At 71.8% G+C, this 19,201-nt stretch carries 21 protein-coding genes and 1 CRISPR repeat array; of the genes, 11 read left to right on the top strand and 10 right to left on the bottom strand.

Annotated elements, in window-relative coordinates:
- Positions 1-101: 101 nt before the first annotated feature.
- The gene (gene speB / locus ACFV88_RS07865) at positions 102-1,115 is read right to left on the bottom strand and encodes an agmatinase (RefSeq protein WP_385487194.1); all 1,014 of its coding nucleotides are present in this window, start codon (positions 1,113-1,115) and stop codon (positions 102-104) included.
- A 277-nt stretch (positions 1,116-1,392) separates the two neighbouring features.
- Between speB and ACFV88_RS07860 the strand changes: the two genes are divergently transcribed.
- Complete coding sequence (locus ACFV88_RS07860) at positions 1,393-1,629, top strand: helix-turn-helix domain-containing protein (protein ID WP_385487192.1); 237 nt, start codon at positions 1,393-1,395, stop codon at positions 1,627-1,629.
- A 174-nt stretch (positions 1,630-1,803) separates the two neighbouring features.
- Complete coding sequence (locus ACFV88_RS07855) at positions 1,804-2,781, top strand: cation diffusion facilitator family transporter (protein ID WP_385487190.1); 978 nt, start codon at positions 1,804-1,806, stop codon at positions 2,779-2,781.
- 39 nt (positions 2,782-2,820) lie between these two features.
- Here ACFV88_RS07855 and ACFV88_RS07850 read toward each other — a convergent pair whose 3' ends face one another.
- The gene (locus ACFV88_RS07850; RefSeq protein WP_385487188.1) at positions 2,821-3,615 is read right to left on the bottom strand and encodes a phosphatase; all 795 of its coding nucleotides are present in this window, start codon (positions 3,613-3,615) and stop codon (positions 2,821-2,823) included.
- A 304-nt stretch (positions 3,616-3,919) separates the two neighbouring features.
- Here ACFV88_RS07850 and ACFV88_RS07845 point away from each other — a divergent pair, with 304 nt between their 5' ends.
- Complete coding sequence (locus ACFV88_RS07845) at positions 3,920-4,117, top strand: hypothetical protein (RefSeq protein ID WP_385487186.1); 198 nt, start codon at positions 3,920-3,922, stop codon at positions 4,115-4,117.
- 13 nt (positions 4,118-4,130) lie between these two features.
- Here the strand turns inward: ACFV88_RS07845 and tesB are convergent, their stop codons facing one another.
- The gene (gene tesB / locus ACFV88_RS07840) at positions 4,131-5,012 is read right to left on the bottom strand and encodes an acyl-CoA thioesterase II (RefSeq protein WP_385487184.1); all 882 of its coding nucleotides are present in this window, start codon (positions 5,010-5,012) and stop codon (positions 4,131-4,133) included.
- 12 nt (positions 5,013-5,024) lie between these two features.
- Positions 5,025-6,182 (bottom strand): acyl-CoA dehydrogenase family protein, encoded by a 1,158-nt coding sequence (locus ACFV88_RS07835; protein WP_385487182.1) that lies wholly within the window; start codon positions 6,180-6,182, stop codon positions 5,025-5,027.
- A 252-nt stretch (positions 6,183-6,434) separates the two neighbouring features.
- Here ACFV88_RS07835 and ACFV88_RS07830 point away from each other — a divergent pair, with 252 nt between their 5' ends.
- Complete coding sequence (locus ACFV88_RS07830) at positions 6,435-6,977, top strand: hypothetical protein (protein ID WP_385487180.1); 543 nt, start codon at positions 6,435-6,437, stop codon at positions 6,975-6,977.
- Positions 6,978-7,022: 45 nt separating this feature from the next.
- On the opposite strand, the gene ACFV88_RS07825 is transcribed toward ACFV88_RS07830, so the two are convergent.
- Positions 7,023-7,592, bottom strand: coding sequence for a GNAT family N-acetyltransferase (locus ACFV88_RS07825; protein ID WP_385487178.1), 570 nt, complete (start codon positions 7,590-7,592; stop codon positions 7,023-7,025).
- Positions 7,589-8,638 carry a hypothetical protein gene (locus ACFV88_RS07820; RefSeq protein WP_385487176.1) on the bottom strand — a complete coding sequence of 350 codons (1,050 nt, stop codon included), beginning with the start codon at positions 8,636-8,638 and terminating at the stop codon, positions 7,589-7,591. The genes ACFV88_RS07825 and ACFV88_RS07820 overlap by 4 nt, the downstream gene beginning before the upstream one ends.
- A 496-nt stretch (positions 8,639-9,134) precedes the next feature.
- Here ACFV88_RS07820 and ACFV88_RS07815 point away from each other — a divergent pair, with 496 nt between their 5' ends.
- The 6 genes from ACFV88_RS07815 (at position 9,135) to ACFV88_RS07790 (ending at position 13,720) form a co-directional block, all read left to right on the top strand.
- A complete protein-coding gene (locus ACFV88_RS07815) occupies positions 9,135-9,683 on the top strand; it encodes a hypothetical protein (RefSeq protein WP_385487174.1) in 549 nt (182 codons plus the stop codon).
- A gap of 648 nt (positions 9,684-10,331) precedes the next feature.
- Positions 10,332-10,742 (top strand): hypothetical protein, encoded by a 411-nt coding sequence (locus ACFV88_RS07810; protein WP_385487172.1) that lies wholly within the window; start codon positions 10,332-10,334, stop codon positions 10,740-10,742.
- Between the two features lie 99 nt (positions 10,743-10,841).
- Positions 10,842-11,945 carry a radical SAM protein gene (locus tag ACFV88_RS07805; RefSeq protein ID WP_385487170.1) on the top strand — a complete coding sequence of 368 codons (1,104 nt, stop codon included), beginning with the start codon at positions 10,842-10,844 and terminating at the stop codon, positions 11,943-11,945.
- A complete protein-coding gene (gene tmk, locus ACFV88_RS07800; protein WP_385487168.1) occupies positions 11,942-12,553 on the top strand; it encodes a dTMP kinase in 612 nt (203 codons plus the stop codon). The genes ACFV88_RS07805 and tmk overlap by 4 nt, the downstream gene beginning before the upstream one ends.
- Entirely contained in the window at positions 12,550-13,362 is an 813-nt protein-coding gene (locus ACFV88_RS07795) for an endonuclease/exonuclease/phosphatase (RefSeq protein WP_385487166.1), read from the top strand. Before tmk ends, ACFV88_RS07795 begins: the two co-directional genes overlap by 4 nt.
- A gap of 25 nt (positions 13,363-13,387) precedes the next feature.
- Positions 13,388-13,720, top strand: coding sequence for a MazG-like family protein (locus tag ACFV88_RS07790; protein WP_385487165.1), 333 nt, complete (start codon positions 13,388-13,390; stop codon positions 13,718-13,720).
- Between the two features lie 318 nt (positions 13,721-14,038).
- A CRISPR array of direct repeats spans positions 14,039-14,372; the repeat unit is 29 nt; unit sequence GTGCTCCCCGCGCGAGCGGGGGTGGTCCG.
- A 40-nt stretch (positions 14,373-14,412) separates the two neighbouring features.
- Here the strand turns inward: ACFV88_RS07790 and ACFV88_RS07785 are convergent.
- Complete coding sequence (locus tag ACFV88_RS07785) at positions 14,413-15,381, bottom strand: ADP-ribosylglycohydrolase family protein (protein WP_385487432.1); 969 nt, start codon at positions 15,379-15,381, stop codon at positions 14,413-14,415.
- Between the two features lie 20 nt (positions 15,382-15,401).
- Complete coding sequence (locus ACFV88_RS07780) at positions 15,402-15,869, bottom strand: MarR family winged helix-turn-helix transcriptional regulator (protein WP_385487163.1); 468 nt, start codon at positions 15,867-15,869, stop codon at positions 15,402-15,404.
- 156 nt (positions 15,870-16,025) lie between these two features.
- On the opposite strand from ACFV88_RS07780, the gene ACFV88_RS07775 reads away from it, so the two are divergent.
- On the top strand, positions 16,026-16,442 hold the full coding sequence (locus tag ACFV88_RS07775) for an HGxxPAAW family protein (RefSeq protein WP_385487161.1): 417 nt from the start codon (positions 16,026-16,028) through the stop codon (positions 16,440-16,442).
- A gap of 41 nt (positions 16,443-16,483) precedes the next feature.
- On the opposite strand, the gene ACFV88_RS07770 is transcribed toward ACFV88_RS07775, so the two are convergent.
- Together ACFV88_RS07770 and ACFV88_RS07765 are read right to left on the bottom strand one after the other, a co-directional pair.
- Positions 16,484-17,287: a phosphatidate cytidylyltransferase gene (locus ACFV88_RS07770; protein ID WP_385487159.1), complete on the bottom strand. Its 804-nt coding sequence runs from the start codon at positions 17,285-17,287 to the stop codon at positions 16,484-16,486.
- Complete coding sequence (locus tag ACFV88_RS07765; protein ID WP_385487157.1) at positions 17,284-19,143, bottom strand: aminotransferase class I/II-fold pyridoxal phosphate-dependent enzyme; 1,860 nt, start codon at positions 19,141-19,143, stop codon at positions 17,284-17,286. The genes ACFV88_RS07770 and ACFV88_RS07765 overlap by 4 nt, the downstream gene beginning before the upstream one ends.
- Positions 19,144-19,201 lie beyond the last annotated feature (58 nt).

Here is a 19,201-nt window from a genome sequence, read left to right as displayed (position 1 = left end):
TCCGGGGTGGGGTTGGCCCGCCCGGCGGGGGGGGGGGGGGGGGGGGGGGGGGGGGGGGGGGGGGGCCCCCCGGGGGGGGGGGGGCCCGCCCCCCCGGGGGCTCAGCCCTCGGTGCGGGAGGCCGCGATCTGGCGGGCCATGATCGTGGTCAGTTCGTACGCGGTGTGCGAGGCGGCGACCGCGGTGATCTCGGCGTGGTCGTACGCCGGGGCGACCTCGACGACGTCCGCCGAGACGAGGTTGCAGGAGGCGAGTCCGCGCAGGATCTCCAGCAGTTCGCGGGAGGTCATGCCGCCGGCCTCGGGGGTGCCGGTGCCGGGGGCGTGGGCGGGGTCGAGGCAGTCGATGTCGATGGAGATGTACAGGGGGCGGTCGCCGACGCGTTGGCGGAGCTGGTCGGCGACCTCGTCGGCGCCCCGCCGGTAGACGTCGGCGGAGGTGACGATCCCGAAGCCCATCTTCTCGTCGTCGGTGAGGTCCTGCCGGCCGTAGAGCGGGCCGCGGATGCCGACGTGGGAGAGGGCGGAGGTGTCGAGGATGCCTTCCTCGACGGCGCGGCGGAACGGCGTGCCGTGCGTGTACTCGGCGCCGAAGTAGGTGTCCCAGGTGTCGAGGTGGGCGTCGAAGTGCAGCAGGGCCACCGGGCCGTGCTTCTTCGCGACGGAGCGCAGCAGCGGCAGGGCGATGGTGTGGTCGCCGCCGAGGGTCATCAGTCGGGCGCCGGAGCCGATGAGGTCGTCGGCGGCGGCCTCGATGGTGTCCACGGCCTCGTTGATGTCGAACGGGTTCGCCGCGATGTCGCCGGCGTCCGCGACCTGCGCCAGCGCGAACGGGGAGGCGTCCTGCGCGGGGTTGTAGGGGCGCAGCAGTCGGGACGCCTCGCGGATCGCGTTGCCGCCGAAGCGGGCGCCGGGCCGGTAGGAGACGCCGGTGTCGAAGGGGACGCCGACCACGGCGACGTCGGTGGTGGCGACCTGGTCGATGCGGGGCAGTCGGGCGAAGGTGGCGGGGCCGGCGTAGCGGGGGATGCGGGAGGAGTCGACGGGACCGACGGGCCCGGTGGCGGCCGGGCCGGTGGTGGGGGCGCCGTCGGCCGGGTTCTCGGTGCTGCTCATCGTCGGACTCCTCCTGAGTGCGGTGCGGGGCGGTGGTCGCCGGGGGCCGGGGGTGTCCCGGGCCGGAGGTCCGCCGGACGCTCGTGGCTGTGTGGTGGGCCGGAGGTCCGGACACCGCGGTGGTGCCCGGGGTGGGATCCGACCCCGTGTTCCAGTGTGGCGCACACCGGACGCCACCCCGGCCACGGGGACCCCGCCCGCCCGGGTGGTGGGCGGGGTGCGGGTGAGCAGGCCCTAGGGTGGCCGCGACCCCGGCGGAGAAGAGACGGAGACCACGGTGAGCAGCGGGAACGGTGGCGGTACGGGCGGCGGCAGGACGGTTTCCCCGCGGCGGGACGCGGTACGGAACCGGGACGCGCTGCTGGCGGCGGCCCGCGGGCTGTTCGCCGAGCGCGGGCTGGACGTGCCGTTCGACGACGTGGCGCGCCGGGCGGGGCTGGGCAGCGCGACGCTGTACCAGCACACCACTGCCTCGGCGCACCGCTCGACTGCGCCGAGGCGGTCGCCGCGCTGACGGAACTCCTGGCCGGCCGACCCGCACTACGGCTGGCCGTCGCACCCGACGCGCCGCGCTGGCGCTCCGCCACCCTGCCGCGGGGGCTGGCCGAGTTGCCCGTGCGGTTCGACTGACCCCGGCACCCATCGAACGACCCACCATATCCCTACAATTCCGGCATAATTCGCCTCCATGAACGAAAAGGGCGAAGCCGCTTCGGGGGGCGGGGAGAGCGTCACCACGGTGCTGATCGCTGCGGCGGCCAACTTGGGGATCGCCGTGGCCAAGGCGGTCGCGGGGGTCGTCAGCAACTCCAGCGCGATGCTGTCGGAGGCCGCGCACTCGGTCGCGGACACCGTCACGGAACTGCTCCTGCTGACCGCGTTGAAACGCGGCGAGAAGCCCGCCGACGAGGCGCACCCGGTCGGCCACGGCGCGGAACGGTACCTGTGGGCGCTGCTCGCGGCCGTCGCCACGTTCGTCGGGGGCGCCGTGTTCGCCCTGTACGACGGGGTGCACACCCTCACCCACGGCGAGGAGCCGGGCGACCCCACGGTGTCGTACCTCGTCCTCGCCGTGGCCTTCGTCCTGGAGGGCTACTCGCTGCGGACCGGCCTACGGCAGACCCGGCGGGAGGCACGCGGTCACGGGGTCCCCTTCCGGACGTACCTGCGGCACACCCCGGACACCGCGGTGAAGGCCGTCGTCCTGGAGGACACGGCGGCCCTCGCCGGGCTGCTGCTCGCCGCGGGCGGACTGCTCTGCGGCCAGCTCACCGGCTCCGGGGCGGGGGACGGGATCGCCTCCCTGTGCATCGGGGTGCTGCTGCTGTGCGTGGCGTGGGTGCTGGGCCGCTCCAACGCCGAGCTGCTGATCGGACGACCGCTGCCGGCCCCCGTACGGCGGGAGATCCGGGCGCTGCTGGTCGCCGATCCGCATGTGGACGCCGTGCTGGAGCTGACCACGCAACTGTTGGGGCCGCGCGAGGCCCTGGTGGCGGCCAAGGTGGACTTCCGGGACGTGTCGACCGCCGCGCAGGTCGAGCAGGCGTGCGAGGCGGCCGAGCGACGGCTACGGGCCCGGTTCCCGGTGATCAGCCGGGTGTACCTGGACCCGACGCCCGGCCCCGCCCGGCCCGAGGAGCCGGGCGGTGGGCGACCGGGTCGGTGAGCGGCGGGGTCGGTCCGCGTCGGCCAGCCGGTCGACCGGTCAGCTGGCGGTGAGGCCCGCGGCGGCCAACAGGTACGCGGTCATCGGGTCGTAGTAGCGCGGGCTGGGGACGTGGTCGTCCAGCGGAACGGTGACCTGGAGGGTGCCCTCCGCCTCGGCGATGAACAGCGCCGGGTCGTTGCAGTCGGCGTACCCGAGGGTGTCGAACCCGCGCTGCCCGGCGCGCCCCGCCCACCCGTGGTCGGCGACGACCAGGTCCGGCGGGGTGAGGCCGGCCCGCTCCAGACCGTCGAGCACGGCGTTCATCGGCTCGGGCGAGTGGGTGTGCCACAGCGTCGCCCCGCGCTCCAACATCGCCACGTCCGCGATCTGGTAGACGACGCCCTCGTCCACGTACAGCTCGTCCGGGACGACGACGATGTCGCAGCCCGCCGTGCGCAGGGCGGTGGCGGTGGCCCGGTGGACGTCCAGCAGCCCGCCCGGGTGGCCCGTCGCGAACAGCACGCGCTCGCGCCCCGCGGCGGCCTTCCGCAGTCGGGCGGCCATCCGCTCCAGTCCGTCGACGGTCAGCTGCGGGTCGATGGTGTCCTGGCCGTGGCGGTGCTGCGGGTCGTCGTTCACCCCGCACCGTTCGGCCATCACCGCGAGCACGTCCTGCTCGTCGGCCCAGCGGTCACCCAGCTCCAGGCCCAACCAGTAGTGCCGGTCCCCGTTGGCGAGCTTGCGGTAGTGGTCGAGGTTGTTCTCACGCGACGTGGCCACGTCACCCGCGATGCGCCTACGGATCAGATGGTCGACGAGATCGGCTCGGCTGGGTGTCCCGGATATCGGCATGCCGCCCATTGTGCCGTCGCACCCACGCCCGGCGGAGCCCGATCCACGACCCGGAACGCCGACGGCCCGCCGGGAGCCCTGGTCGACCGCCCCCGAACGTGCGACCCGATTTGAGACTTCCGACGGGCCGACTCCCCTCCCACCGGGCTCCTCGGCACGCGAAGCCCCAAGAAGGAGTTGCATGAAACGATTGAAGGAGCGCACCGGACCTCCGTTCCCGTTGTCGAGGGCGACGGACGTCCCGTTGGCGCCCGGGGCCCCACGAACCAGACGACCAGTCCACTCCCGACGAGAGGCACCACCCGTGAAGTTCGTCCTCGAAGTGAACGTCCCCGACACCGAACCCGCCAGCACCGCGGTTCGCGAGTTGTCCCGGGTCCTGCGGTACTGGGGCGGCAACCTGCACCACTACGCCCTGGAACCCGGCACCGGCGAGACGGTGTACGACTCCGCGTACCGGGAGGTCGGCCGGTGGACGATCACGGAGTCCACCGACTCCTGACCGTCCCGCCCGCTCACCCGGTGGGGGTGCGCGGAACCCTGATGACGCCCTCCTGGATGACGGTGATCGCCAACCGGCCGTCCTGGGTGTAGATGCGGGCCTGCCCGAGTCCCCGACCGCCCGAGGCGGACGGGGACTCCTGGTCGTACAGCAGCCATTCGTCGGCGCGGAACGGGCGGTGGAACCACATGGCGTGGTCCAGCGAGGCGCCCACCACGTCCCCGACCGCCCAACCGCCCCGCCCGTGGGCGAGCAGCACCGAGTCGAGCAGCGTCATGTCGGAGACGTACGTGGCCAGGCAGACGTGCAGCAGCGGGTCGTCGGCGAGCTTGCCGTTGGCGCGGAACCACACCTGGGAGCGCGGTTCGCGGGCCTCGCCGAGGAACGCGAACGGCGGGGCGTCGACGTACCGCAGGTCGATGGCGCGCCGCGCCTCCGCCAGCCGTCCCGGAACCCCGGGCAGCAGCACGTCCGCGTACCGGTCCAGGGTCTCGTCGGCGGTGGGCAGCGACTCCGGGTCGGGCGATGCCGGCATGGGCGCCTGGTGGTCCAGTCCCTCCTCGTGCACCTGGAACGAGGCGGACAGGTGGAAGATCGGCTGCCCGTGCTGCACGGCCACGACCCGGCGGGTGGTGAAGGACCGCCCGTCCCGGATGCGGTCGACGGTGTAGACGATCGGTGCGCCCGGGTCGCCGGGGCGCAGGAAGTACGCGTGCAGGGAGTGCGCAGGGCGGTCGGCGGGGACGGTGCGCCCGGCCGCGACCAGCGACTGGGCGGCGACCTGACCGCCGAAGACCCGCGGGACCACGGAGGGGTGGGAGCGCCCGCGGAAGATGTTCTCCTCGATCTGTTCGAGGTCGAGGAGATCGAGGAGCGACTGGAGTGCTGGGGCCATGTCGCGACCTTCTCAGAGACCCATGTCCTTCGCGATGATCATTTTCATGACCTCGCTCGTGCCGCCGTAGATCCGGTTGACGCGGTTGTCCGCGTAGAGGCGGGCGATCGGGTACTCGTTCATGAAGCCGTAGCCGCCGTGCAACTGGAGGCAGCGGTCGATGACCCGGTGGGCGACCTCGGTGCAGAACAGCTTCGCGGACGCGGCCTCCGCGGCGGTCAGCTCACCGGCGTCGATCGCCTCCACGGCCCGGTCGACGACGGCTTCGGCCGCGTCCACCTCGGCCTTGCAGGCGGCGAGTTCGAACTTGGTGTTCTGGAAGGCCGCGACCGGCTGGCCGAAGACGACGCGCTCCGCCACGTAGTCCTGCGCGAACCGTACGGCCGCCTTGGCCTGCGCGTACGCCATGACCGCGATGCCGAGGCGTTCCTTGGGGAGGTTCTGCCCGAGGTAGGCGAAGCCCTGGTGCTCCTCGCCGAGCAGGTCCTCGACGGGCACCTGGACGTCCGTGAAGGACAGCTCCGCGGTGTCGGACACCCGCAGGCCCAACTTGTCGAGCTTGCGCCCGATCGCGTACCCCTCGGACCTGGTGTCCACCACGAACAGGGATATCCCGTGCCGACGGTCCTCGGGGGTGGCCGCGGCGGTGCGGGCGCAGACGATGACGCGGTCGGCGTGGACGCCGCCGGTGATGAACGTCTTGGCCCCGTTGAGCACGTAGTGCGTGCCGTCCTCGGAGAGCTTGGCGGTGGTCCGCATGCCGGCGAGGTCGGAGCCGGTGCCGGGCTCGGTCATCGCGATGGCGTACATGGCGCGACCGGTCGCGAAGTCCGGCAGCCAGCGCTTCTTCTGGTCCTCGGTCGCGTACGCCTTGAGGTAGGGCAGGCACAGCATGACGTGCACGCCGCTGCCGCCGAACGAGACGCCCGCGCGGGCGCACTCCTCGGCGATGACCGCCTCGAACTTGAAGGTGGACAGCCCCGCGCCGCCGTACTCCTCGGGCACCTCGATCCCGAAGACGCCCAGCTCACCGAGCTTGTCGTAGAACGCGCGGGGCACCTGTCCTGCGGCGAACCACTCGTCGTAGACGGGGACGACCTCCGCCTCGATGAAGGCCCGGATCGTGTCCCGGAACGCCTCGTGGTCCTCGTTGTAGACGGTGCGGCGCACGGGGTCTCCTTCGGCTCCGGCGGGCCCTCAGCGGGCACGGCAACAAACTAAGCGCTTGCTCAGCCCCAGGTTACCCGCCGGTTACGCCCACCGTCCAGACCTCGGGCGGGCGGTTGGGGGGCGGTGGGACGCCGGCCCGCTCGTACGCACGTACGTACGCCCGCTGGCCCGTTGTGGGGACTTTCCCCGACCTGCTGCGACGCTGGCCGGGCATTGCCATGATGGCCGCACCAGAATGTCGGGGAGGGAATCGTGGCGCTGAGTGGTGCGCAGGTCGAGGCACTGGCGGCGATCGAGGCGCGGCAGGGCAAGCGGGGCTGGATCGCCGCCGCTGACCTGGACGTCGCCCGGAAGCACGTGGCCGCGTTGCAGGAGCAGGGCCTGATCGAGGGGGCGGACGTCGAGAACCGACGGCTGGCGGGGTCGGTGCGGCTGACGCCGGAGGGCCATGACGTCCTGGCCTTCCGCGAAAGCCGGCGTGCGTCCAGGCACGGCACCGGCGAGCCGCCTCCACGCACCAGGGCCGTGGAACTCGCACCGGCCGAGTTCGCCGCCGTCCGTCACTTCGTGGCCATCGCCGACCGCCTCCGCAAGCCTCCCGCCGAGGGCTTCGCGGAGGCGGTCCTCACCGCGAGACACGTACCCGAGCGGTCCCGGCACGTCCTGCACCTGACGAGGGCGCAGACGAAGTCCCTCGCCTACGCCATGCACTTGGAGGGCCTGGCGCTTTCGCGGTCCGGTACCCATCGCCTCATCCATGAGTACGGGCTGCGATACAAGCCCCTGCCGGAGTAGATCCGACGGGCCGTTCCGTGACGGTGTCGATGGCGACGCGGGCGATCAACCGGTGGGCTGCGGAACGTCGAGCACCATGACGGTGTAGGCCGGCCCTTCCTCCCGTGGCCGCACGGGGCCGACCTCGCGGTACCCCCACTTCGCGTACGCCGACTGCGCGGGCTTCGCTTCCGGCTCGGGCCGGACCGCGAGCGTCACCCGCTCGACGGCGAGGCCGTCACGGAGCAGGGCGTGCAGCCGGCCGGCAACTCCACGGCGTCGCCACGGCTTTCGCACGGCGAGCTCGAAGACGGCCAAGGTACGTGCACCGTCCTCCCTCGTGAAGTCCTCGTGCAGTCCTGGGACTCCCTGCCACCAGGCGGCGTCAGCCGCGAGGGGCAGACCGTAGGCGAAGCCGACCACCTCCCCACCGTCTCGCGCGAGGACCAGACGCATCCCGGGGCGCTGCACGTGAGCTTGGTAGTGCGTGACGAACAGGGCCACGTCGCCGGGCCCTTCCCGGTAAGGCGGCTCGGCATACACCTCCTCGTACGCCGGCATGAAGGTGTCGAGCTGGCCTGCGGCGCCCTGCCCTTCGAAGCGCTCGTAGGTCACCGCGCTCGGTGTCGTGGTCATGCTGCTCCCGTTGCCCGTGCGTAGTCGGTCAGGCATGCGACGGCCTGGCGTGCGCAGTCGGCATCCTGCCACCGCAGGAGGTTGGTGACCTTGGAGATTTCTTTGGCCACGCGACCGGATTCAACCTCTTCAAGGGACGGAATGGTCTCCACTGCGTGAGCGGCGCCTTCGTCGATCTCACCGGCCTTGACCAGGGTCGTTGCCAGGCGGATCCGGTACAGAGCCCGATTGCGACCGTACATCTGGTCCTGCCGGGCAAGGGTCTGGCGGAGGAACGGGATGGCGGCATTGTGCCGGCCGGCGTTGATGTGGAGCGATGCCTCCCAGTTGTCGAGTTCGGCGTGTCCGTGGAAGGCGGCCCACTCCGGAGCCGGCCTGCCGCGAGGGAGGTCGAGTAGGCGTCGGGACTCGGCCAGCTTCTTGCTGGCGCCGCTCGCGTCCGCGAGGAAGGACAGGGCGCCGGCCTCCCGGGCAGCCATGATCGACCGGAGCGCGGGCGAGTCGAGCCGCGCGGCCCGCTCCTGAGCGGCTCGGGCCAGGTCGACGGCTTCGCGGGGCCGATTCTCATGGCGCGCTTGCAAGCTCATGAACCCGAACACGTAGGCCTGGAGGTGAGCGTCCTGCACCATCGTGGCCGCGGCGAGGGCCTCGCCCCAGTATCGGCGGGCGGTGTTCTGGTCCTCGGCGTCGTAAGCGAGCCAACCGCAGAACCCGGCGGTTTCACTCACCAGGAGGTGGAGTTGGCGGGCGATGGCCTCGGGGGGATTTCCTTCGTTGAGTACGCGTCGGACGCGGTGCAGGTGACGGACGGCCAGCCGGAGAACGTCGCTACCGCCGTATGCGGCGTCGAGGACGAAGAGTGAGTTCAGGCCCTCGCGGAGTTCGACGAGATGCACGACGCCGATGGCTCCGGAAGATCCGGGTGGGGTCACGGGGCGGGTGTACGTCGGGAGGCTCGTGGATGCGGCAACGCCCGCGGCATCGGTAAGAAATGCACGTCGCTCCACTGAAGTGCCTTTCTGCGGTAAGGCCTCGATGGGTTCCACGTTGACACCTGGCGGTGGGCCGGGGAAGCCGAGTTGCTGAGGACTCGCCCCGAACATTGCATGGAGCACGTGCCAAGCCCCCGCCCGAGGCGCGGGCGGGAGCGGCTGTCGCCACCGGTGAAACTGACGCTCCGTCACCGCAACTGACAAACCCAGAGCAACAGCCGCCGCCTGAAACGCACGGAGAAAGTCGCGCGGCTTGGACCAGCCACGCTCGCTACACGCCTGCGCGAATGGCGTCACTGGAACATCCACACCCACACCCACCTTCGGTGACCAACCCCACACCGACGGTAGCGCCCGGACCTGCCGAAAGTCCGGTTTCCCAGAAAGTCCGGCGAAGTGTCCGCGCCAAGGTCCGATGGGGCAGGGCTCGGTCCAGTTGGCTCGTACGTGAAGAAACGCGCCGTCGTAGCCCGTTGGCCCGGATCCCCGGGTCACGACTCCGCCGCGGTTCCACCTACGGCTAGGGGCACGGCGACCCCGAGGAGTGTTCGTGACGTTGAAGAGCAAGCACCAACTCGACGGACGCGCCGGCTGGCTTCTGGGCGCGGCCGAGGACGCGAGCCGCGCCCTGGGCGAGTGGGCGTCCCAGGGCATCGCACTGTTGGGCTGCGGCCTGATCTTCTCCGCAGTCCGCGTGCCGGGAGACCTCGTGCATGCCGCCGCCCGGACGGATGACGAGCAGGAGATCGCGGCCTTCCTACGGCACTCCCTGGACGGCGGGCCGGTGATTCGGGACCGGTACGCCCGGCAGTACTACGTACTGGTGCCGGTCGGCACCGAGTTGTGGAAGGCCGCCCGGCCCGGCCGGTTGGAACACCTCGGACGGGACTGCTACCTCGGCGTACCGAAGGTGGAGTGCACGACGTCGGACGGACGCGCCTACTGGTGCGTGCCGATGACTTCGCCCGGACGGCTCTGCTCCATGACCCGGCTGAGGGAACTCATCAACGACGGGGAGAAACGCCTTCAGGCCGAGGCCGAGGATGCCTGCCCGTCGTTGAGCGGGGGCCGCCCGGAGAAGCCGGGAGGGCGGGCGTGACCAGCCGGGCCGCCGTGCGCGAAGGATGGCTGATCGGCGGTCCTGAGGTTCGTGACGGCCCGGTCCCCACCAACAGGTGTCGACGATCCCCGGCCCGGATCGTCCTTGCCGACAGCGAAGGTCCGTCGTGAGGCCGGCCACCGAGCAGGTGCTCTGCGTCGTGACGGTCGCCGCGCTGGTCATCAGTCTCGCGTACGGCATCACCCGCTCCTGAACCACGCCCGGCGGCGAACACCCCCGGCCACGGACCTCCCCCAGGGCTCCGGCTCCCAGCCAAAACCCTTCAGTCCTACCCTCGACACACCTAGGACCCCGCTGTGCCTCCTCCTCCCGTGCTCTGTGCCAAGTGCGACGAGCCCATCCGCTGGTGGCAGCGGCTGCCGGCACGGATGCTGTCGGTGGCGAAACTCATGACCCCTGCCACGCATCGCCGGTGTAGGCCGAGTGCCGTGCTGGAGACGGTGCGGTGCGCCCCCTGCTTCAAGGCCGCCATCTTCGAGCGGCCCGGCGACCACGGGTGCCACACCTGGACCGCGGGACGGGTGGCCTTCCGCGAGGGCCACTTCCGTCTGGGCATGAGCCCGGACGAGCGTCCCGCTCCCTGCCCCTGTCCCTGCCAGAAGCCGCAGCGAAAGCACGGATAGCGGCGTGGGCGTAGCGACCGTGTGGGTCGACTGGATCGTCGGCGAGTGCTGGAAGTGCGACGGCGACGACCTGCTCGTCACGTGGGTGGGGCCAGCCCAGTGGTACGGGCGGCACGCCCCCATCTACCTGTGCGAGGCGTGCCTCGTCGCCGTGGAGGAGCGGGTCCGCACCCACTTCGTGGAACACCCTGCCTCGAGTCCGGCGAACACGCCTGTCGTCCGCCCGTACTCCCCGCTCCCTCCGGTGAAGCCCGCTGTGCCCGATCCGGAACGTCCGGCGACCCACATTGCACTGTCGCTTGGCCTCGGGGTCCGCGTCACCGCGGAGGGCCGTACGGGACTGACGCTCGTCGCCGCGGCCTACGTGCTGCTGCTCGCGAGCGCGGTCGGCGCCGCTGCGTTCGGCCTGCTGTGACACCCGGTGGGCGTGACCGCCTACCGACGAACTACCGCCCCGGCCGTGACCGTCCGGGGCGGGCACCGGCACCACCCGTCTCTTCCCGTGGAGGTCCGTATGACCGCACGCCCGATCATCGCCCGTGGGCAGGCATCGTCCTGCTACTTCCGCACGACCGTCGACCAACAGCACCGCAAGGCCCTCGTTCAAATCTGCGAGCCGTGCAAGCACTGCTTCGTGTCGGCGACGAAGCGTGGCGCCTACATGAACGTGGAGGCGGTCCGGGACCGGCTCATCCCCCAGCTCGTCGCGGCCCGTGTGAAGCGGGTGACGGTGACCGGCGGTGAGCCGTTCATGCACGCCGACCTCATCCAGATCATCAGCGAGTTCCGGACCGCGGGCATGGACGTGGGCGTGTGCACGAACGCGACGATGTCGACGCCGCACCAGATCGAGCGCCTGGCGGAACTGAAAGCGCACATGAACGTCTCTCTCGACGGGTTCTCCCCGGACTCGCACGGCGTGTTCCGGGGCCGCCGTGAGGGTTTCCAGGAGACCGTCGACAACGTCCGCGCGTTCGCTGAGGCAGGCATCCTGCAAGGGCTGCTCTGCACGCCGAACAACCTCGCCCAGGACGAGGAGTACGCGCAGCTCTGCGCATTCGCCAAGGAGCAGGGTGCGCGGTACGTGTTGATGAACCCCCTGGGCTCGATGGGGCGTGGCGCGTCACGCGCGGCACAGAAGCTGCGGCGGCCGGACGATCACATGCGGCACATCGGGGACCTGACAGCGCCCTTCGCTGACGAGGACTTGGACGTGACGCTCATCCGGTTCCCGAACGACGACCGGAAGCCGTTGGCGGGCTGCGAAGCGGGGACCATCATCTACGTGTTCACCGACGGAGGTGTGGCGATCTGCCCGTATCTCGTGTTCGCCGCTCGGACACGAGTGTCCCAGCACCCCGACAGCGACTTCCTCGTGGGCAACGTCTGGAGCGACGACGACGTGGCCGCACAGCTCGACGCGTACGGTCGGTTCTCCGACCGGTGGGATCTCGGGGCGAACGACACGTGCCGCGGCTGCTCGATGTCGTCCCAGTGCGGAAAGGGCTGCCCGGCCGCCGTGGTCGCGGCCGGGCACCGCATCGGGGCCGTCGACTCCGAGCAGTGCCCGATCGTCCCGCCCCAGTCCCGGACGCTGCCGGTAGTGGGTGTCTCATGACGGGACTGTTCGTCACTCTCGACGGGCCGGGCGGCGTCGGGAAGTCGACCGTGGCCGCCGCGGTCGTCGGGCTCCTCCGGGAGGACGGCGTCCCGGTGCACATGACCCGGGAGCCGAGCGACACCCCGCTCGGCAATCTCGCTCGGCACGGTACGGACACGTACCGCGGGATGGCGTTCGCCTGTCTCATCACGGCGGACCGGTACGTACACCTGGAGGCGGAGATCAGGCCGGCGATCGCCCGGGGCGAGACGGTCGTGTGTGATCGGTACGTCGCCTCCTCGCTCGTGCTCCAGGTCCTGGACGGCGTGGGCCGCGACACGGTGTGGGAGCTGAACCGCCATGCCGACATGCCGGACCTTGCCGTCGTCATCAGCGCCCGTGCGGACGTGCTTGACGGGCGGCTGAGGGAACGCGGGACGCACAGTCGGTACGAACGCGAACCCGGCAGCAGCGAGCGAGAATGTGCTTCGTTCCGTGAGGCCGCTAGGTTCCTCATGACCGCCGGTGTCCGTGTGCTCCAACTCGACGCGAGTACTGACGGGCCGGATGAGATCGCCCGCACGATCGTGTCGGCGATCAGGAACCTACGGACGGGCGGTCCATGAACGGCCTCGGTGTGCTGACGTTCAACCTCAACAACCCAGGGCGGGAGAGGGCTGAACGGCAGTTCGTCTATCTGGCGAAGCGCCCGGAGCAGGTCCTCGTGCTCACCGAGACGGCCGGCAGTGTCGGGTGTGACCTGCTGGCGGAGCGGTTCACGACGGCCGGGTACGACGTCGTGTTCCCTAGGCCGCAGGAGCGCGGCGAGCGCGGCGTGATGGTCGTGAGCCGACTGAAGACGCGACCGGCGCCGGTCGGTGTCGACTACCTGCCGCACCGGGCGGTCGCAGTGACCGTGGACACCGACAGAGGGCCACTCGACGTCATCGGGCTGTACGTGCCCTCCCGGAATGCGACGCAGACCAAGATCGACCGCAAGGTTCAGTTCCTGGAGGAGTGCCGGGACAAGCTCTCGTCGGGGTTCGAGGAAGCACGGGTCGTGCTCGGGGACTTCAACGTCCTGGAACGCCACCACAAGCCGGGATACCGGTTCTTCCAGCCGTTCGAGTACGAGTTCTACGACTGGTTCGCCCGGGCCGGATACGTGGACGCGTTCCGATCGCTGCACCCGGACGAAGCCGAATACTCCTGGGTCGGCCGGACCGGCGACGGCTACCGGTACGAGCACGCGCACGTCTCCACGTCACTCGCCGGCAGTCTCCGCGGCTGCGCGTACGTACACGAACCGCGCACCGTGCCGCAGCGGCTGACCGACCACTCGGCTCTGTCCGTTCAACTCGCCGTCGCCCCGGTGACACCGGTGCCGACGACTACCCCGGCCGGCGCCGCCATTGCGACGCCGTCCCTGTTCTGAATCCGCACGACCGGTGGGAGAAGCGATGGAAGCGACGACGTGGGACCGGATCGGCAGGATCCGGGAGTGGCTGGACGCGGAAGGCATCCAGAATTCGGAGGCCGACCGGCGGCTGCTGCGCGTCCTCAAGATCGGTGAGGAGTACGGGGAGGTCGCCGAGGCGTTGCACGGTGCACTCGGCGCGAACCCCCGGAAGGGCGCCTCGCACTCGTGGGAGGACGTACGCAAAGAACTGTGCGACGTGGCCGTGACAACGCTGGTCGCGTTGGCGACGCTCAGCCCGGACGCGGAGAAGGAGTTCGACGATCGGCTGCGCCACCTCGTCGGACGCATCTCGCCTCCGCAGCGGGACATCTGACGTTTCCATGTCGGGGTGACGGCCGCGACGACCCGGGGCGCCCACGAAGCCACGCTCCGGCCGTCACCCAACGTCCCCCGCTGCGGCATCCGACGACGGCGCCGTACCCTCCGGGCGGAATCGCGAGTTCGCAGCCCCAAGGACGCGCCCCGGGTTCTGCGCGACAGTTCGCCCCCCATCTCGCTCTCGACTTCACATCGATTGCCCCGACTAGGAGGTCCAGCAGGGCAACAGCTGGGAAGATGAAGTCGAGGTGACACCACTGACGACAACGGTCAAGGAACGGCAAAGCCCCTTTAAAGCCGCAGGTCGCTAAGGGTGCTCCCCGCGCGAGCGGGGGTGGTCCGAAGCGCGGACGCGCTCGGCTGCTGTACGACCAGTGCTCCCCGCGCGAGCGGGGGTGGTCCGTGGGACGCGTCGTCGTCTCGGTCGTGGGTTCTGTGCTCCCCGCGCGAGCGGGGGTGGTCCGCAGCTTCACGGGAAGTGGGGTGCCCGCTGCTGGTGCTCCCCGCACGAGCGGGGGTGGTCCGTTGGATGAGCCCGGGGACATCCCGCGGGTTGCGTGCTCCCCGCACGAGCGGGGGTGGTCCGGGTCGGGACGCGGCCAAGAACAACCTGAAGTCGTGCTCCCCGCGCGAGCGGGGCGCCCGTTCTCACGACTGCGTGCCCGGGTGCAAACTTCACCGCAGCCGTCAACCGAGTTCAGCCCTGACGCCCCAGCCCCGCGCACCCGCCGCCACCAGCCCCCGCGCGAGGTCCACCAGCTCGGGAAGCCGCAGGACCCGGTCGCCGAAGCCCGGGAGCGGGACGTGCAGTGGCTCGGTCCAGCGGACGGGGATCGCGTCCGGGCCGTAACAGGCACCCGCGAGCCCGCCGGTGACCGCGGCCACCGTGTCCGTGTCGCCGCCGAGGTCGATCGCCGCGCGCACCGCACCCTCGAAGGAGTCGGTGGCGCGCAGGGCCCATACCGCCGACCCCAGGCACGGCCACACCGCACCGTTGAACTCGGTGGCCCGGTCGGGGTGCCAGTCCGGAGCGAGGACCGTGGCGTACCGCTCGCGGTGGTCGGGGTGGACGAACGCCAGGGCGTCCGGCAGCGCGTCGAGGGGATCGGCGCCGGACAGGGCGAACCGTACGAGTTCGTGGAAGACGGCCGTGCCCTCCCAGGCGGCAGGGTCGCCGTGGGTGAGGGCGGCGAGGCGCCGGGCCGCGTCCATGGTCACCGTCCGGCCGGCTGCGGCGAAGTGGACCGCGGAGGTCGACGCCCGCATCAGCGAACCGTTGCCGGCCGCACGGTGGTTGACCCGGAAGTGCTGCGCGGCGGCCCGGTCCCAGGGGAGGCCGTTGGTGAGGACGTCCTCGGTCTGGAGGCCGATGTCCTTGGGCTCGGCCGCCGCCCAGCGTTGGAAGCGGGCGAAGACGTCCGGCAGGTCGAGGTCACCGCGCTGGAGCAGCGAATCCGCGACGAGGACGGCCATCTGGGTGTCGTCCGTGGCCTCGCCCGGCTCCCAGCCACCACCCCCGCACATCTCCCCGCCGCCCCCGGGGTCCGGGAACCGTGCGGAGAACACGCCCGGGAGGCCGAACTCGAAGGGCGCGCCCAACGCGTCGCCGACCGCGGACCCCACGACGGCACCGACGGCCCGCTCGATGCGGCTCACCGACACGGGCGCGGGACCGCTCAGCACGAGTCGTCCACGTAGTCGCGGGCCAGCGTGGAGGCGCGGGACATCCAGTCGGCGAGGACGGCGATCTCGTCGGGCGTGTAGTCCGCGAACAGCGAGGCGAGCCGCGCCCGGTAGGGCCCGTAGACGGCCTGGACCCGTTCCGCGGCGGCGGGTACGGCCGCGACGCGCACCCTGCGGCGGTCGTCGGGGTCCGGCTGGCGGGTCACGAATCCCCCGCGTTCGAGCCGGTTGATGATGCCGGTCACCGCGCCGGTGGTGACGTTCGCGCGTTCGGCCAGGTCGCCGGCGGTGACCGGGGCGTCGCCCGATTCCAGGACGTGGGCGAAACAGGTGAGGTCCGTGATGCTCAGGCCCAGGTTCCGGGCGAACTCCTGCTTGCCCACGATGTTCGTCGCGACGAGGTCGTCCAGCGCGCTGAGCACGTCCGCGGCGGAGGCGACGGGACGGGGCTTGCCCTCCATTGAACTTCCCTTAGTACGTAAGATAAATTTCTCACTTGCTAAGCCAGCATAGGTCGGGCGCCGGACGGCACCGTCGCCGCGCGCCCCGGCGCACTCCGGCATGCCCCGCACACCCGGGCATGCCCGGCACGTCAGCGCACCCGAGGAGGCAGGCACATGAGCGGACACACGTACGACCACGGGCACACCGTCGCCGGTTGGGTGGGGGTCGTGATCGCCTCGGTCGGCGGCACGGCCGTCGGGACGGGGATCATCGCCTGGCGGCCGGGGATCTGGTGGGGGCTCGCCGTCACGGCGCTGGCCGTCCTGGTCACCTGGGCGCTGCACCTCGCGGGGTGGGGCAAGCCGCCCGGCCTGCGGCCCCCGAGCCAGCGGGGGTTACGGGTGCGGGACCGCGCCGCGCGCGGGGGCCATCCGAACTGCCTCGGTTGCCGGTTGGCCGGACGAGCAACCGAACAGGAAGCCACCCCGGGCGCCGACCCACCCACCATCGACCCACCCACCACCGGGACACCCACCGTCGAGGTCCCCGCCGCACGCACCCCCGAGTCCCCGTCCGAGCAGCCTTCCTGACGACCCATCACACACAAGGCACCCGCAGCTAGCTGCGCGGATCAGCTCAGGACCAGCAGCACGGCCAAGGCGATGAGCAGCGAGTCGATCCGGTCCAGGAGGCCGCCGGAGCCGGGGAGCCAGCTGCCGGCGTCCTTCACCCGCGCCCCCCGCTTGACCATGGATTCGAGGAGGTCGCCGGCCGGACCGCCGACCGCGACGGCGACCGCCGTGGGCCAGCTCAGCACGGACAGTGCGGTGAGCACCCCGAGCCCGGCCGCGGCCCCCGCCGCCGTGCCGCTCCACCGCTTGGCCGGCGACAGGGGCGACAGCAACGGCCCGCCGAGGCGCCGGCCGGCGAAGTACGCCACGATGTCGGCGACCGAAACCGCGGCGAACAGCGCCAGCGCATCCGCCCCGAGCGGCACCAGCGCGGCCAGCACGCTCAGCCACGCGAGTCCCAACAGCCCGGCGCCGAGCCGGCGCAGGCCGTGGTCCGCGTCGCCGGCCAGCAGCGGCGCCGCGGCGACCGCGAGCGCTCCGACCGCGAGCGCACGGAGTTCCTGGCCGGGCGCCAGCCAGGCGGTGAGCACCACGCCGACCACCGCCGCGGCCAGGATCGTCCGGTCCGCCCGGCCCGAGCGCATCAGGGCGCCGTACTCCAGCACCGCGACCACCGCGACGAGGACGGCGATCGCCGCGGTGCCCGGGCGGCCCCACCAGAACGCGGCGGTGACCAGGGGCACTCCGACCGCCCAGGCGCACCAGCGCACCATCAGCTCACGGCGCCGGGACGCGGCCACCGCGACCCCGCCCAACGCCAGCGCCCCACCGAGGTAGGGCACCAGGGCCGACGTCGTGGTCACCGGGCGCCCCCGGCCGAAGCCACCGAATCGGACGCCCCGGCCGAAGCCACCGAATCGGACGCCCCGGCCGAAGCCACGGAGTCGGACGCCCCGGCCGGAGTCACGGAACCGGAAGTCCGCACCGGCGCCACGGAACCGGGCGACAGTGCGTCCAGCGCGGCCCGACACGCCTCCACGATGCGGGCGTTCTCCGCGGCGCCCCGTACCGCAGTGCGCACCGTGCGCCCCCGGTACGCCGACGACAGCGGTGACAGGTCGCGCAGGTACACGTCGTGGCGGCGGCACTCGTCCACGAACCGTGCGGCGCTGGGCCCGCCGTCCGGGAGGGTCATGGTGAGGAAGTTCGCCACGCCTTCATCGACCTCCGCGAACCCTTCCAAGTCCTTCAGATCGGCGGCGAGTCGGCGGCGCAGGGCGTGGGTGCGGAGCCAGCGTTCGCGGTAGTACGCCGGGTCGCGCAGTGCCGCCACCGCGGCCCACTGCGCGGGGAGGCTGACCGGCCAGGGCGGGGTCCACCTGCGCAGTTCCGCCGCCGTGGCGGGCTCGGCCACCAGGTAGGCGGCCCGCATCCCGGAGAGTGCGTACATCTTGGACAGGGAGGTGCAGACGACGACCCGGGGGTGCGTCGCGGCGAGGTCGGCGAGCGATTCGGCCGGGTCGACGTAACCGAGGTAGGCCTCGTCGATCCACCAGCGCGTGTCGGCGGGCGCGGTGGCGATCACCGAGCGCAGTGCGGCGGCCGGGGCGTGGCGGCCGGTGGGGTTGTTGGGGTTGACCACGACCACGAGGTCGTAGCGGCCGGCGTCGACGGCGGCGGACAGTCGGGCGGGGTCGATGCGCCAGCCGTCCTCGGGGCGCAGCCGGAACCGGTCCACGTGGCAGCCGATGACCCGCTCGGTGACGTGGGCGTACTCCCCGTAGCCGGGGTCCATGAGGAGCACCCGGCTGTGCGGGGTCAGCCAGCGGCCGAACGCGCGGAAGATCAGGTCGGAGGAGCCGGCGCCGACGGCGAGGGTCTCCACGGGGAGCGTCCGGGCCGCGGCGATCTCGGTGAGCAGGCCCTCGGCGCCGGTGGGCGGGGAGGTGCGGGCGACCCAGGCCGGGTCCTCGGTGAGTGCGGCGCGCACTCCGGGGGCGGGCGGGAACCAGGCGTCCAACACGTCGGCGGCGACCACCCGGTGGCGGCGGTGCAGGGTGCGGAAGTCGGTGCCGATGGCGGTGAAGGAGGCGCCGCCGTGTTCGCAGCCGTCGGGGCGGGGGGAGAAGGGCACGTCGAGCTGCCAGTCCACCGTGGCGGCCATCCGCTCCAGCGCCCCGCGGTGGCGGTCCGGCACGTCGCGGGTCAGTTCGGTGACGTCGCCGGTGAGGACCTCGAAGGTGACCGCGCCGCTGCGGACGGTGCGGCCGACGGTGCGCAGGCCGACGGAGAGGTACAGGGCGAGCAGGTCGGTGCGGCCCATCGCCACCACGCGGCGCCCGCCCCGGGCGGCGATCCAGCGCAGGGCCGCGTACATCAGCAGGGGCGCCGCCGCGGTGGACCGCCAGCGCGGTTCGACGGTGAGGATGCGCACCTCGAAGGGTGCGTCCTCGCTGAGCAGCGGCAGTTCGTCGCGGGTGAGGTACTTGTCGAGCGCGTACCGTCCGAGCCAGGGCGGGGTGAGGCTGACGAAGCCGATGCGGTCGGTTCCGCGGGCCGCGGCCAGGTAGACGTTGTCGCCGTCGAGCCCGTCGCGGAGCTGTCCGGTGGGGTCCGGTGGGTGTTGGCCGAGTTCCTGTGCGTACACCCGGTGGCGCAGTCCGTGGATCCACTCGCGGTCGTCCTCGGTGGCGGGGCGCAGTTGCAGGTCTCGGCGCATGGGCACCTCTTTCGACGCGGGGGCTCCATGGTGGGCGCGGCGGGTCGGCCACGCTCAG

It is taken from the genome of Streptomyces sp. NPDC059816 (assembly GCF_042732055.1).
Lineage (GTDB): Bacteria > Actinomycetota > Actinomycetes > Streptomycetales > Streptomycetaceae > Streptomyces.
The sequence above is the reverse complement of the archived record's forward strand: the minus strand, read 5'-3'. Positions and strand labels throughout refer to the sequence as shown.

What these genes read in the sequence shown, in the direction of transcription:
- ACFV88_RS07790 (WP_385487165.1), top strand. Translation starts at nt 13,388, where the DNA reads ATGGAAGCGACGACGTGGGACCGGATCGGCAGGATCCGGGAGTGGCTG.
- ACFV88_RS07805 (WP_385487170.1), top strand. Translation starts at nt 10,842, where the DNA reads ATGACCGCACGCCCGATCATCGCCCGTGGGCAGGCATCGTCCTGCTAC.
- ACFV88_RS07765 (WP_385487157.1), bottom strand. Translation starts at nt 19,143, where the DNA reads ATGCGCCGAGACCTGCAACTGCGCCCCGCCACCGAGGACGACCGCGAG.
- tesB (WP_385487184.1), bottom strand. Translation starts at nt 5,012, where the DNA reads ATGGCCCCAGCACTCCAGTCGCTCCTCGATCTCCTCGACCTCGAACAG.
- ACFV88_RS07775 (WP_385487161.1), top strand. Translation starts at nt 16,026, where the DNA reads ATGAGCGGACACACGTACGACCACGGGCACACCGTCGCCGGTTGGGTG.
- tmk (WP_385487168.1), top strand. Translation starts at nt 11,942, where the DNA reads ATGACGGGACTGTTCGTCACTCTCGACGGGCCGGGCGGCGTCGGGAAG.
- ACFV88_RS07855 (WP_385487190.1), top strand. Translation starts at nt 1,804, where the DNA reads ATGAACGAAAAGGGCGAAGCCGCTTCGGGGGGCGGGGAGAGCGTCACC.
- ACFV88_RS07780 (WP_385487163.1), bottom strand. Translation starts at nt 15,869, where the DNA reads ATGGAGGGCAAGCCCCGTCCCGTCGCCTCCGCCGCGGACGTGCTCAGC.
- ACFV88_RS07825 (WP_385487178.1), bottom strand. Translation starts at nt 7,592, where the DNA reads ATGACCACGACACCGAGCGCGGTGACCTACGAGCGCTTCGAAGGGCAG.
- speB (WP_385487194.1), bottom strand. Translation starts at nt 1,115, where the DNA reads ATGAGCAGCACCGAGAACCCGGCCGACGGCGCCCCCACCACCGGCCCG.
- ACFV88_RS07850 (WP_385487188.1), bottom strand. Translation starts at nt 3,615, where the DNA reads ATGCCGATATCCGGGACACCCAGCCGAGCCGATCTCGTCGACCATCTG.
- ACFV88_RS07795 (WP_385487166.1), top strand. Translation starts at nt 12,550, where the DNA reads ATGAACGGCCTCGGTGTGCTGACGTTCAACCTCAACAACCCAGGGCGG.